Annotated in this window: 10 protein-coding genes; 4 read left to right on the plus strand and 6 right to left on the minus strand. The window is 44.6% G+C overall.

Annotated features, from left to right (window positions below):
• Window positions 1–8 precede the first annotated feature (8 nt).
• Both PCY07_RS02445 and PCY07_RS02450 read right to left on the minus strand, forming a co-directional pair.
• A complete protein-coding gene (locus PCY07_RS02445) occupies window positions 9–1,268 on the minus strand; it encodes an extracellular solute-binding protein (RefSeq protein ID WP_301356010.1) in 1,260 nt (419 codons plus the stop codon).
• Window positions 1,269–1,282: 14 nt separating this feature from the next.
• On the minus strand, window positions 1,283–3,445 hold the full coding sequence (locus PCY07_RS02450) for an alpha-galactosidase (protein ID WP_301356012.1): 2,163 nt from the start codon (window positions 3,443–3,445) through the stop codon (window positions 1,283–1,285).
• Between the two features lie 160 nt (window positions 3,446–3,605).
• On the opposite strand from PCY07_RS02450, the gene PCY07_RS02455 reads away from it, so the two are divergent.
• The 4 genes from PCY07_RS02455 (at window position 3,606) to PCY07_RS02470 (ending at window position 8,281) form a co-directional block, all read left to right on the plus strand.
• The gene (locus PCY07_RS02455) at window positions 3,606–4,439 is read left to right on the plus strand and encodes an AraC family transcriptional regulator (protein ID WP_049488378.1); all 834 of its coding nucleotides are present in this window, start codon (window positions 3,606–3,608) and stop codon (window positions 4,437–4,439) included.
• Between the two features lie 67 nt (window positions 4,440–4,506).
• Window positions 4,507–5,514 carry a LacI family DNA-binding transcriptional regulator gene (locus PCY07_RS02460; protein WP_301356015.1) on the plus strand — a complete coding sequence of 336 codons (1,008 nt, stop codon included), beginning with the start codon at window positions 4,507–4,509 and terminating at the stop codon, window positions 5,512–5,514.
• Between the two features lie 8 nt (window positions 5,515–5,522).
• The gene (birA, locus tag PCY07_RS02465) at window positions 5,523–6,458 is read left to right on the plus strand and encodes a bifunctional biotin--[acetyl-CoA-carboxylase] ligase/biotin operon repressor BirA (protein WP_070588883.1); all 936 of its coding nucleotides are present in this window, start codon (window positions 5,523–5,525) and stop codon (window positions 6,456–6,458) included.
• A 143-nt stretch (window positions 6,459–6,601) separates the two neighbouring features.
• Complete coding sequence (locus PCY07_RS02470; protein WP_301356018.1) at window positions 6,602–8,281, plus strand: glycosyltransferase family 2 protein; 1,680 nt, start codon at window positions 6,602–6,604, stop codon at window positions 8,279–8,281.
• 230 nt (window positions 8,282–8,511) lie between these two features.
• Here the strand turns inward: PCY07_RS02470 and PCY07_RS02475 are convergent, their stop codons facing one another.
• The 4 genes from PCY07_RS02475 to PCY07_RS02490 form a co-directional block, all read right to left on the minus strand.
• Entirely contained in the window at window positions 8,512–9,834 is a 1,323-nt protein-coding gene (locus PCY07_RS02475) for a HAMP domain-containing sensor histidine kinase (RefSeq protein ID WP_301356020.1), read from the minus strand.
• Window positions 9,831–10,484: a response regulator transcription factor gene (locus PCY07_RS02480; RefSeq protein WP_301356021.1), complete on the minus strand. Its 654-nt coding sequence runs from the start codon at window positions 10,482–10,484 to the stop codon at window positions 9,831–9,833. Before PCY07_RS02480 ends, PCY07_RS02475 begins: the two co-directional genes overlap by 4 nt.
• 72 nt (window positions 10,485–10,556) lie before the next feature.
• A complete protein-coding gene (locus tag PCY07_RS02485) occupies window positions 10,557–11,933 on the minus strand; it encodes an ABC transporter permease (RefSeq protein WP_301356022.1) in 1,377 nt (458 codons plus the stop codon).
• A 12-nt stretch (window positions 11,934–11,945) separates the two neighbouring features.
• On the minus strand, window positions 11,946–12,587 hold the full coding sequence (locus tag PCY07_RS02490; protein ID WP_061604887.1) for an ABC transporter ATP-binding protein: 642 nt from the start codon (window positions 12,585–12,587) through the stop codon (window positions 11,946–11,948).
• Between the last annotated feature and the right edge of the window lie 2 nt (window positions 12,588–12,589).

The raw sequence follows: 12,589 nt of genomic DNA on the forward strand, positions 1-12,589 counted from the left end.
CTCTACTCCTAATCCACATCCGCTTTCATCGGGTTAAAGAAGGCATTCAAATCATTGACCATTCCTTGTTTATCACCTGTCAAGACATAGTTCATCGTCAAGGTATGGAAGTCTGCTTCACTGGTCCAGTATTGTTGCAACCACACCAAGTGACGATCCGTAAAGGCATATTTGGTCATCCCAGCAAGCGGTGAATCCTCTCCTGCTTGTTTGACCCCTTCGATCGCTGTTGGAGATCCGTCCACATCATAGTATTTTTGCATGACTTCTGGACGGGTCATGTATTCCACAAAGGCATTGGCTTCTTTTGGATGTTTGGTAGTAGCTGAGATAGACCATGCTAAGTCTCCCGCACCAACGGTTAAGCTTTGTCCTTTTTCTTTCCCTGGAATCATGAAGGTCCCAATCTTAAATTTCGGTTTTTGTTCATTGATCGCTGTAATGGCCCAAGATCCATTAGGTGTCATGAGGACATCCCCACGCGCGAAGGCTCCGATAACGTCTGTATAACCTGCACCTTCCCAGTTCTTTTGCTTAGAACCTTTAATGCGAAGGATATCCATGACCTTGATGTCATCCTTCATAATCGGATCAGACAATTTAATGGCATTTGGTTGAGAATAACGAAGATATTGGTTGGCTTCTTTTCCTCCACCGGCTGCTGTCGCAATGGCTAATTGATTATACCCATTGAGCGTCCAAGCATCTGCACCTGCAATTCCAAATGGTGTTTGTCCTTTGGCAACGATGTCTTTGACTAACTGTTCAAATTCGTCCCAGGTTTCAGGAACCTTCAAGCCCAATTCTTCGAATTTATCTTTGTTGTAGTAAATTCCATAAGCGTTGGCTGTAAAGGGAACGTTGTAGACTTTTCCATTTACAGCATATTTTTCAGCGTAGCCATTTTTCACACGTTTGAGATAGTCTTTATTGGACAAATCTTCGAAGACTCCTGCTTTTGCCCATTCTTGTAGTTCGATGGACTGTGGGTAAATATTGACCACATCTGGCACATCTCCTGCGAGGACACGTGTTTTCAATACTTCACCAGCGTTCGGTACATTGACGACTTTGACCTTGACCTTTGGATTTTCCTTTTCAAAATCACGCGCGATTTCTTCCAAGGTTTTGGTCATTTCTTTTTTCTGGTTGAAATACTCGATGGTCACTGTGCCATCCGCAGATTTTCCATCGTTGGAGCAAGCACCAAGCCCAAACAAGGCTAGGCCTGTAGTCGCAAGAAGTCCGATTTTTTTATACCATTTCATTTGGCTGTCTCCTTTTATTTTTTGACAAAAACATATTGTTTGCTGAGGAAATCTCCCTGAGGAAGAACGACGGTTAAGCCAGCATACATGAGCTCAGCTCCTGAATAGACTTGATCCGTCCCTTCTAAGCGATAGAGCGCATCTTCTTCCAATCCTTTGAGTTTCAGGGTCGGCTCGATCTCCTCAACCGTTGATAAGACCCGTACATAAGTTACAACCGTGCGATCTTGATAAGTGAACTGGACGGCTGCTTGATTGCTACCTTGGCTTGGATTGATCAAGCGGTAGTGTTTTCCGAATTGAACAAGTGGTCGAATCGTTTTGTAATGAGCGACTTGTGCTGCGATCCGATCCAACTCTTCTTGCGGAAGACTGGTTAAATCCAATTCATAGCCCAGATTTCCCATCATGGCCACATGACCACGCGTTTCAAGCGGTGTCATCCTTCCCATCTGGTGATTTGGAACCGCTGATACGTGAGCCCCCATAGAAATGGTAGGATAGAGGTAGCTAGAACCATACTGGATCGGAAGTCTGGCAATGGCATCCGTATTGTCACTTGCCCAGACCTGAGGGAAGTACCGCATCATACCAAGGTCGTTGCGGCCACCACCTCCAGAGCAGGACTCAAAGAGGATGTTCTCGTACTTCTCTGTTAAGTAAGAAACTACTTCATAGAGACCTAAGATATAAGCATGGGATTGCATCTTGGTTTCAAGGTAGGTTTTCCCATTTCCAAGTTTGGTGATATTACGGTTCATGTCCCATTTGATATAGTCGATCTCATGATTTCCAAGTAAGTCATCCAAGACCTGCTTGATATAAGCCACTACTTCTTTATTTGCGAAATCAAGCACTAGTTGATTCCGTGAATAGGTGTGTTCATAGCCTGGGACTTGAATAGCCCAGTCCGGATGAGCCCGATAGAGGTCGCTATCAACAGAAATCATTTCTGGCTCCACCCAAAGGCCAAATTGAAGTCCCTTGTCGTGGATGCCTTGGATCAATTCTGCTAGACTTCCTCCTAATTTCTCTTCATTGACAGTCCAATCACCGAGAGCCCGATTGTCATCATAGCGATTGCCGAACCAGCCATCATCCAGAACAAAGAGTTCGATCCCTACTTTTTGAGCCTCATCTGCTAACTCCAATAATTTGTCTTTCTTAAAGTCAAAGTAGGTCGCTTCCCAGTTGTTGATAAGAATTGGACGTTCTTTATGGGCAAACTGTGTTGGAATGATATGGTTTTGGACAAATGCTTGACTCTCTTGACTGAGACCAGTCAATCCCTCATGTGAGTAGCTGATCATGGCTACCGGCGTATCAAAACTCTGATTTGGCGCTAACTCCCAGGAGAAGTTTTCTGGATTGATTCCCAATCCAACCCGCACTTCATTGAGTTGATTCTTTTGAACCAATCCTTCAAAATTCCCACTGTAGAGCAGTTGGAAAGCAAGGGCTGAACCCGCATCTTCTGTCACTTCATGCTCAGCAAGGATGAGGGCTGGGGTCTGGGCGTGTCCAGAAGCACCACGGTTGGAGATGATGGAGAAGATTCCTTGTTCCACTTGCTGACGGCGAACTGTTTTTTCTCTCGCATAGGCCCCTTGAAGGGTGATGACATCATAGTCACCTGCTGGGACATCTGCCAACACACTGAGCGCCTTGTGGATCACGACGCTTTCATCACTGCAGTTTTCAATCTTTGAAAAACTAGTGATGGTTGCCCGGTCCTCGTAGGCTGTGTAGTAGATGGTCAACCGGAGGGCTGCTTGATCATCTTCAAAGACCAGGGCTAAGGTTTCAGCCTGATCTACCGAGTGAGGATTCGGAAGACCAGTTGCCTCGACACTGCCAGAGTAGATATTGGCTCCGACATAGAGGAAATCCGTCACCTCTGTGGCGCCGTGCTGGATTTGAATAGACGGCTTTCGGAAATCTCCAAGCCCGTGCTGTCCTAAGATCTGACGCTGGGTATCCAAGCTGAAGGTTCGATTGTCAGGTGTTGGATTCCCAGAGAAGGCATGATCTTTTTCATGCACAGTATTGGAAAAATGATAAGACGGGATCGGACGTCCCAGATGCTTGAGCATCAGGTAGCCATCCCGATTTTCAAGGATGAGGCTCAGTTCCTTACTTTCTACATAGAACAAATTCTGTTCAATACGAATTGCCATATCTTCCTCCATTGGACCCCAAAAATATCACTATGTATTTTTAAATTCAGTTCCAATAACTTTCTTTTTTAACATGTCTTTATCTTACATTATGTAAACGTTTACTAAAATAGAATTTTGTTGGACATATATGGTAAAATGTTAGGTAGGAGGTTTACCTATGTTAGTCTTTTCTGAATACCAAACTGATACCATTGACCTAGCCCTTGATTTTTATGGCTACGAAGATTGTCCTAAAAACTATGAATTTGGCCCCAGCGTTCGGGACAATTTTGTTCTGCATTTTATTACCAAGGGAAAGGGAGTCTTCCACTTCAATAAAAAAGAAATCCACCTAGAGGCCGGGGATCTCTTCCTTCTCCCCAAAAATAAGGTGACCTACTACAAGGCAGATGAAGAAGAACCTTGGTCCTACTACTGGATTGGCATCAGTGGCACCAAGGTGAGTGATTTCATGCGTTTTTCAACCTTGCATGAAAAAGGCTTTTTAAAGAAAACAGAGGTGGAAACAGAAAAGATCGGCCAGTTTATGGAGCAGCTCGTCCACAAGGCAGAGGCTTCGAAAATGACTTCTCATTACCAACTCCACCTTCTCTCGCAGATCTATGAACTGCTTTATCTCATTGGGGAAATAGCTCCCAACATACAAAAGAGCTATCTCTCTCCAACCTATCAACTCTACCTGACCTGTAAGCATGTGATTGAGACGCATTACGGTAAAGAACACTTGAGTATTCAAGAGATCGCCGATGACCTCAATGTCCATCGCTCCTATCTGACAACTGTCTTTAAGGAGTTTCACCAGATCTCTCCCAAGGAATTCTTGCACTCGGTCCGCATGCAGCGTGCCCAGCAGTTACTGACCAATACGGACGAAAGCATTAAGATTGTAGCCTACTCGGTGGGCTTTTCAGATCCCCTCTATTTTTCAAAGGCATTTAAGGCCTATAGCCTACTGACTCCTAGCCAATATCGCAGCAAACATAAAATTTAGTAAAATTTTATTTCTTTTTACTAGTTTTTAGAGTATACTGGAAGTAGAAATCAATAAAGGATGAACTATGGCAACGATTAAAGACATTGCGGAAAAAGCAGGCGTTTCTCAGGCAACGGTCTCTCGCGTCCTCAACCAGGATGCAACCTTATCGGTCGGTGAAGACACGCGCAGTCGGATTCTTCGCATCGCTGAGGACCTGCATTACCAAAAGAAGAGCCGCAAAACAGCGCCTCAACCAGTTGAGGATTTTCATAAAATCGTCATCTTTGAATGGTACACACGCGAAGAAGAATTAGATGACCTCTACTACTATGCTATTCGGATGGGGTTAGAAAAACAAGCCCAGGAATTAGGATATGAGATCTTTCGTATCTTCAATAATGACGATTGGTCCTTGATTCAAGAAGCAGACGGCATTATCGCTCTTGGGAAATTCAGCCCCAAGACCATCCAAGATCTGGAAAGCTACGGCAAACCCCTGATCTTTGTCGATAGCAATACCCTCTATTTAGGGCATTCCTGTGTGACGACCGATCTAGAAGATTCTGTCATCACGGCTCTCGAGTATTTCCTTGATCATGGCCACAAGGAGATCGGGCTCTTGGTTGGTCAGGAAGAGACAGCAGATGCGACACCGCTTCAAATGGATCCCCGTCAACGGACCTTTCAACAGTTTCTCACGGAAAAAGGACTTTATGAGGAGCGATTTGTCTCAGTTGGGCAATTCTCGACCGAGTCGGGTTATCAGATGATGGAGCAGCTGATTCAAGACTTGGGCGACGACTTGCCAACTGCCTTTTTCATGGCCAGTGATGCCTTGGCTGTCGGAGCCCTTCGCTCTTTTCAGGAGCACCAAATCGCAATTCCTGATCGTGTCAGTATCATTTCCTTCAATGATACATCGATTGCTAAGTATGTCTTTCCTGCCCTCTCTACAGTAACCGTCTATACAGAAGAAATGGGTAAGCAAGCCATTCAAATGCTCCGGCAAGCCTTTCAAGGGAATCAACCAAGTGTTCCCTATATGGTCAAATTAGCCACTAAACTGACGATTCGTGACAGCAGTCGCTAGGAGGTCTTATGAAAACACACGAAATCCTCTTTCAAACCCTTTCTCAGGCAGATGATTATGTCAACGGGGAGCAACTGGCGAAAGAACTAGGTGTTTCCCGCACCTCTATCTGGAAGGCCATCCAACGTCTAGAAAAAGATGGGGTCGTCATCGAATCCCTAAAAAAGAAGGGCTACAAATTGGTCTCAGGAGATATTCTGCTTCCTGAAGTGATCGCAAAAAATACCCAGTTGACCGTGTCCTTAAACGAACAATGTAGCTCCACCCAATTGGATGCTAAATTAGGCATAGAAGCCCATCAAGAAGGCAAGGCGCTCTACCTAGCCAATTCGCAATCCGCTGGAAAGGGCCGCTTTGGTCGTGACTACTATTGCCCCGATCAAGGGGGCATCTACATGTCCCTTCATCTCAAGCCTCAATTACCACCTGCAGAGCTCCCTCCTTATACCCTCATGGTCGCTGGAGCCATCTACAAGGCTATTAAAAACCTGACCCTGATCGATATCGATATCAAGTGGGTCAATGATATTTACTACCGCCATAAAAAAATTGGGGGAATCCTTACCGAAGCTATCACGTCGATCGAGACTGGTCTTGTCACAGATGTCATTATCGGAGTCGGTCTCAATTTAGCCATCCCTACTTTCCCAGAAGAGCTACAAAGCAAGGCTGGTTCCTTATTTGAAGGGCCTTGTCCCATCACCCGCAATGACCTCATCAGCGAAATCTGGAAGGAATTCTTCCAAACGGATATCGATGAACTGGTCTACCTGTATAAAGAGCGCTCTCTGGTCCTAGGACGAACTGTCACTTTCGAGCAAAATCAGCAAACCTATCAAGGCATCGCCAAAGATATCTCTGATACCGGCCAACTCTTGGTCCAATTGGACAATCAGGAAGAAATCTGGCTCAATAGCGGAGAAATCTCTTTGACGGAATGGTGAGGGAAGTAATAAATAGATTAAATGCGATGAAGCCCCCCCTATTCTGTTTGAAGGGTTGATCTGCAAGGTTTCAAGGTCTGTAAGTAAGAAACGACAAAAAGTATCTCCACAGAAGGATGAGTGGAGAAAGAAGAGAGAAATGAATGGAAAAACTAGTTAGTATTATCGTACCGATTTATAACGTGGAAAAATACTTAAGACAATGTTTGGATAGTATTTTAAGACAGACTTTTCGTCCGTTAGAGATTATTCTTGTGAATGATGGTTCGACGGATGGTTCAGATACCATTTGCCAAGAATATGCAAAAATTGATGAGCGAATTGTTTATCTAAAAAAAGAAAACGGCGGTGTTTCAGATGCGCGTAATGTCGGATTAGATGCTGTCACTTCTGATTATGTTCTCTTTATAGACTCTGATGATTGGATTGAACCGACTTATGTTGAAGTCTTATATGAAAAAATTGAAGAATATCAAGCAGACATTGTTTTTCAAAATTATACCAGTTTCAACGATGAAGATTCCAATTTTTACTTCCATATGTCAAATGACTATTATGAAGAAATTTTTGACAATTATTCCGTGATGAACTTATTAAACGATTCTAGTGAGTCAAAAAATTCTGCTTTAATTGTTCCTTGGGCAAAAATTTATCGAAAAGAAATTCTTAATAATCTTCACTTCCCATTGGGACGGATGGGGGAAGATACCGTATTTAATTTGAAAGTTTTCCTAAAAGCAGAAAAAATAGTCTACATCCACAAAGGATCTTATATTTATCGACATCGGGGAGAAAGTTTATCACGAAATTGGACGCTTGACTGGTTTAATGAGAGTCTTTTAATTCAAGAGGAACGATTATCAATGTTGGCGACTCTAGGATATCCACTAAGAGCCTATAAAAAAGGATATCGGGATTCCTTAAATTTCTTTATTTCAGAAATTGAAAATCGAGGATTACCAAAATCTCCTATTTTTTATCAAATGAAGGAAAAAAGAGAGTTACTAAACAATTTTTCCCACATTCATCAAGAAGAGAAAAAAGCAATCATTTTAGCCTGTAGCTTTGATGATGTGAACAACATTCATACGGTCATAAAATCGATTTGTTTTCATAACCGCTCCATTCGTTTTTATCTTATTCATCATGATTTCCCGTATGAATGGTTTCAACAAATGAAAAGACGATTAGAGGAGTTTGATTCAGATATTATCGATTGTCGTCTATCTGAAAATACCCCTTTAACATTTGATGATTTTGATCGTTTTCATTCTTTAATCGTTGATTTTGTGGAGGAAGAGAAAGCCCTGTACCTCGACCAAAATATCCTTATTACAAAAAATTTGGAGGACTTATTTAGCATCGATTTAAAAGGCTATCCAATCGCCACCGTAAAAATTCCTTATGCTTCACGGAAACATGAAACCGTTACTCCGCAGGTTTTCTTCATAAATGTTCCTGCTTGTCAGAAGGAAAATACCTCTCAGACGATGATGGAGAGACTAGGTGACAGGTCATTGAAATTGGAAGGGGATGGTCAAAACGATTTCAATTGTCTATCTAAATCGAATTGGTTGGAGCTAGATGTTGACTACAACGACCTTGATCATCCTACATGCAAGGCAGATCATCCCTTACCTACAGGCCAAGATTTTCCAGGAATGATTTCCTATTTACCTCATGAAGAACCATGGAGAGTTCAAAATGATCAAGAATATCGCAAGGTTTGGTGGTTTTATCATAACCTTGAATGGACGGAATTAGGTGGAAATTACCACTTACATGCTTTGCAAAAGTATCTTTTAGATTCTTTCCGATGGTAAGTGAAAAATTTGATAGACCGAGTTTCTTTCTTCATTTTATAAGTAAGATGATACTTACCGAATCTTTCACCAATAAAGATGGGAGACGATTGAAAAGCTTTGTGAACTTATTCAAAAATAAAGGAGCGAAATAGTCCGAATTTTGTATGAAATTCGGACTATTTCGCTCCTTTTTTTATACGCTTGTATATTTCTTTTCTGTTAGGAAAAGGCTTGGTTTCACTTTTGGGTTATTCTTGAGGCTCTTTGGGCAGTTCCATACGGAAGCGTAAGCCCATAGCTGTTTTATCAAATTGGTAGGCCAGTTCTTCATGGTCTAGCAAGTGTTGGACCACGAAGAGCCCCAGACCGCCTTCCTTCTTCTGACGGCTAGCGGTCATTGGCATCTCAGCGGTCTCTACCATTTCCTGGCTGGTGTTTTCAATAGCCAAGTGCGTCCCTTCTTCGAGACGGAGCTGGATCTCTCCACCGGCATCCGAATGCTTAACGGCATTACTGATGACATTTGAGAGAACCAATTTCAGAATCGCTGGATCCATATAGACCGCTTTGTCAGGGATTTGATTGTCAATCGTGAGCGAGCGAGATTGAGCCAAGACCTTGTACTGGTCGAGGATCTGCTCTAAGGCTTGGTCCAGCTGGATCCACTCCTTGTCTCCGGCCAATTCTTGGACAGAGGACAGGGACAGGATTTCTAGGACGATCTGGTTCATCTCATCGACGATATCGAGGGAGACCGACAGGTAGCGGTCCCGATCCTTGTAGCGGCCGATCTTATCCCGCATATTTTCAAGGATAATCTTCAAGCTAGCTAGAGGCGTCTTGAGCTCATGCGAGGCTCCCCGTAGGAATTCCACCTTCATCTGCTCCAACTTCAGATTTTCCTGTTTCTGCTGCTCCAGATTGTCGATTACTTCTAGGAGATGGTGATAAAGGTCGTTGATCTGTTGCTTGAGAACACCGATCTCATCCTGCGAGTGAATAGGAAGACTGGCTGTCCGATCCAAGCGCTTCATCCGCTTGGTCATCTGCTTGATCTCCAGGATCGGAGCAGAAATCAGGCGGGCATAGAGATAGGAGGCAAGCAGTGACAGGACAAAGGAAGCCAGAAGACTATAGGGAAGAAAGCCCAAACTGATTTCCCGCGCTTCCTTTTGGGAATCGACGGTCGCTAAGAATTGCAAGGTCAAGTCCTTCCCCTCTTTGGTCTCAATCTTTCGCTCTTCAATAACCAGGGAATTGTTCTGGCTGTCCGGGTTCAGGAGCAGGTCATCCTTGACCTCTAGGGCATTTTGTTTTTCCTTTCCTTTGATAGACACCTTGATATCATTGGTCTTGGAATAAAGGTCGATGACGGACTCAATGGTTCCTTCTTCCTGGCCTTGGAAACTCTTGGCCAGGGCCTGGGATTTCTTCAAAATCGTCTGGCGCTGAGACTCGATATAGGTCGACGGGAAAATTAAGTAAACCGAAGCGTGTAGAAGGATGACTAAGCTACTGAAAAGGGCAAAGGTGATCAGAAAGATCTTTGCAAAGATACTCCGTTTGGTCATGGTCTCTCCAATTTATAGCCGACATTGCGCACCGTGACGATACAGTCCAGCTCTAGTTTTTTTCGTAGTTCCTTGATATAGACATCAATCACCCGGTCAAAAGGAATCTCCTCTGTCTCCTTCCAGACGGCATCGAGGATCTGAGAGCGGGTCCGGGCCTTGCCCTCATGCTGGAGCAGATATTCCAAGATTTCCAACTCCTTGGCATTCATGGAGATAGCTTGACCAGCTAGGCTGGCTGTGTAGCTCTCAAAATCCACCCGTGCCTCTCCATAGGTGAAGACCCGGGAAGGCTGGAGCTTTTTAAAAATAGCTTCGATACGGACCTTCAAGAGAGACAAGGAGAAGGGTTTTTCCAGGTAGCCATCCGCCAACTCTCCAAAGGCCGTCAACTTATAGTCCTCGTCATGGAAGGCCGTCAGCATGAGAACAGGAACCGAGCTGGTCTTCCGGATTGTCTTGAGCACTTCCAAGCCATTGAGGATAGGAAGCTGGATATCCAGCAAGACCAGATCTGGCGCCTCTCTGTTGAAGAGGTCCAGGGCCTCCTGCCCATCACCTGCTTCAAAGATCTCATAGCCACATTCCATGAGATAGTCGCTCATCCCTTCGCGAATCAGGACTTCATCTTCTACGATTAGTATCTTCATACACTTTCCTTTTATCTAAGAAACTTCTTCTACCTCCTATTATACCCTATTTCTATTTTAGGAAACAATCTCTTATTCGACATCCACCAAGAGATCTTTTGGTTTCTTATGCAAGAGCCATTGAGAAGAAAGGATGGATACGAGAATCAAGAGGAGGCCGCCAACCAAAACAATCACCAACAATTGGCTCGGTTGGATGTCCATATGGAGTTCCGTCAGAGTCTTACTGAAGCTTTCTGCCTCAGCTCCCCCACCAAGGTTGTCTGCAGAGGATTCTTGAGCCATTTGTTTGGCAATGCCACTGGTGACGTTCTTGAGCACCGTATCTCCGACTGCTTTGGATAGAAGACCTGCGACTCCATAGGAGAGGAGGAAGGCTGGGATGGAAATCATGACCAATTCTGCCACGAATTGCCCCGCAATCTGTACCTTGGAGATCCCTAGAGCCAGCAAGATCCCAACTTCTCTGCGACGGGCATTGAGCCACAAGACGAGGAGAAGGGTGAGAAGCAAGCTAGCAAAGATGAGGCTACCGATAAACAAGTAGTCCGCCACTTGGAACATGCTGCTGATGGATTTTTGTAAGGCTGGGTAGTTGGAAGAGCTCTTAACCAAGTCAAAGTAATTCCATGGGATATCCAAGGCTTTGATTTTTTCGATCAATTGATCCAGGTCCTGATCCCCCTTGGCAAAGAAGGTCGCATCCTCATAGGTAGCTGTTTGGACGGTATTACCATAGAGCTTGGCAGCTGTATCTAGGTCAGAGATGAGCGTATCTTCATACAACTCTTGGGCGTAAGTTAGAGGAGCTTGGTTCTTCCCTGAGAACAAGCCCTTGATGGTCACTTCGACAGTTTCATTGGCCCCTTTTTCATTGTCAGCATCGTAGAGATTGGACTTGAGGCGAACCTTATCGCCTACCTTGAGGCCATTCTTTTTCGCCAAATCTTCGTGCATGAGGATTTGGTTTTTGTCCTTATCCGTCAGATGCTTCCCTTGGACCAGTTTGTAGGCTCCAGAGACAAATTTATCTTCTTTTGAAGAGTCATTGACCCCTGTCACCATCAAGGTATTCTTAAAGTGCTTGGCCCGCTCTGGAGATTGATTTTGCAGGGTTTCTTCGGTCTCAATGATCTCGTGGTCTAGGATATCTGCGATGGCATTGATCCGCCTGATGGAGGAGGTGATCCCCTCTACCTGGCTGATTTTTTCGATATCTTCTCCTCTGAGATTCCCCGCTCCCCGAGGGGTTCCTGGATTGGTCCGGCGGTTGATCTGCATGGAGAAGCTATTGGTGATGGATCCCAAGCTTTCCGATGAAGCTTTTTGGGTTGCACCCTTCATGGAGAGTCCGATCAAGCTCAAGGTCCCCATGAGGAGAATGATGGCAAAGAGCAAGAGAGACTTGGGCCATTTACGTGTGATATAAGCAAAAGCATTGCGCAACATAGCATTCCCTCCTTACTTGCTCTTCTCAACAAGGCTACGGCGACTCAATTCCAAGACCACATCGGAGGCCTCTGCCACTTCCTTACTGTGGGTGACGACGATGACACATTTTTGGCGTTCCTTGGCCAACTTCTTCAAAATGGCAATGATATCACCTGCTGTCTGTTCGTCAAGGTTTCCTGTCGGCTCATCCGCCAAGATGACAGGTGCTTCCGAAACGAGCGCACGCGCAATGGCCACCCGTTGTTGCTGCCCGCCGGATAGTTGAAGGACATTGCGTTTGATTTGCGTTTCGTCCAATCCCAACTCCAAGAGAATGTCTTTCCCAGCTTGTTTGTTGACCAGGCGGACATTTTCAAGTGGCGTCAAATAGTCAATCAGATTGTAATTCTGAAAGACCAGAGAAACATGGTGCTTGCGGTGGTAGCTAGACCCTTTGGTCTGGATGTCCTCCCCATCAAAGAAAACCTGCCCCTTCTTGGGATTGTCCAGACCAGCCAAGAGAGAGAGGAGGGTCGATTTCCCTGCCCCAGACTGACCGATAATGCTGTAAAATGTCCCATTTTTGAACTGATAGTTCACGTCTGAGAAGATCTCTTCTTGGTAGCTTTGGTAACTGTAGGATACATGTTTGAGTTCTAACATATGTGTCATTT

This window comes from Streptococcus sp. SP1 (genome assembly GCF_030440005.1).
GTDB lineage: Bacteria > Bacillota > Bacilli > Lactobacillales > Streptococcaceae > Streptococcus > Streptococcus parasanguinis.

What these genes read in the sequence shown, in the direction of transcription:
- PCY07_RS02480 (WP_301356021.1), bottom strand. Translation starts at nt 10,484, where the DNA reads ATGAAGATACTAATCGTAGAAGATGAAGTCCTGATTCGCGAAGGGATG.
- PCY07_RS02445 (WP_301356010.1), bottom strand. Translation starts at nt 1,268, where the DNA reads ATGAAATGGTATAAAAAAATCGGACTTCTTGCGACTACAGGCCTAGCC.
- PCY07_RS02470 (WP_301356018.1), top strand. Translation starts at nt 6,602, where the DNA reads ATGGAAAAACTAGTTAGTATTATCGTACCGATTTATAACGTGGAAAAA.
- PCY07_RS02475 (WP_301356020.1), bottom strand. Translation starts at nt 9,834, where the DNA reads ATGACCAAACGGAGTATCTTTGCAAAGATCTTTCTGATCACCTTTGCC.
- PCY07_RS02455 (WP_049488378.1), top strand. Translation starts at nt 3,606, where the DNA reads ATGTTAGTCTTTTCTGAATACCAAACTGATACCATTGACCTAGCCCTT.
- PCY07_RS02490 (WP_061604887.1), bottom strand. Translation starts at nt 12,587, where the DNA reads ATGACACATATGTTAGAACTCAAACATGTATCCTACAGTTACCAAAGC.
- PCY07_RS02485 (WP_301356022.1), bottom strand. Translation starts at nt 11,933, where the DNA reads ATGTTGCGCAATGCTTTTGCTTATATCACACGTAAATGGCCCAAGTCT.
- PCY07_RS02460 (WP_301356015.1), top strand. Translation starts at nt 4,507, where the DNA reads ATGGCAACGATTAAAGACATTGCGGAAAAAGCAGGCGTTTCTCAGGCA.
- PCY07_RS02450 (WP_301356012.1), bottom strand. Translation starts at nt 3,445, where the DNA reads ATGGCAATTCGTATTGAACAGAATTTGTTCTATGTAGAAAGTAAGGAA.
- birA (WP_070588883.1), top strand. Translation starts at nt 5,523, where the DNA reads ATGAAAACACACGAAATCCTCTTTCAAACCCTTTCTCAGGCAGATGAT.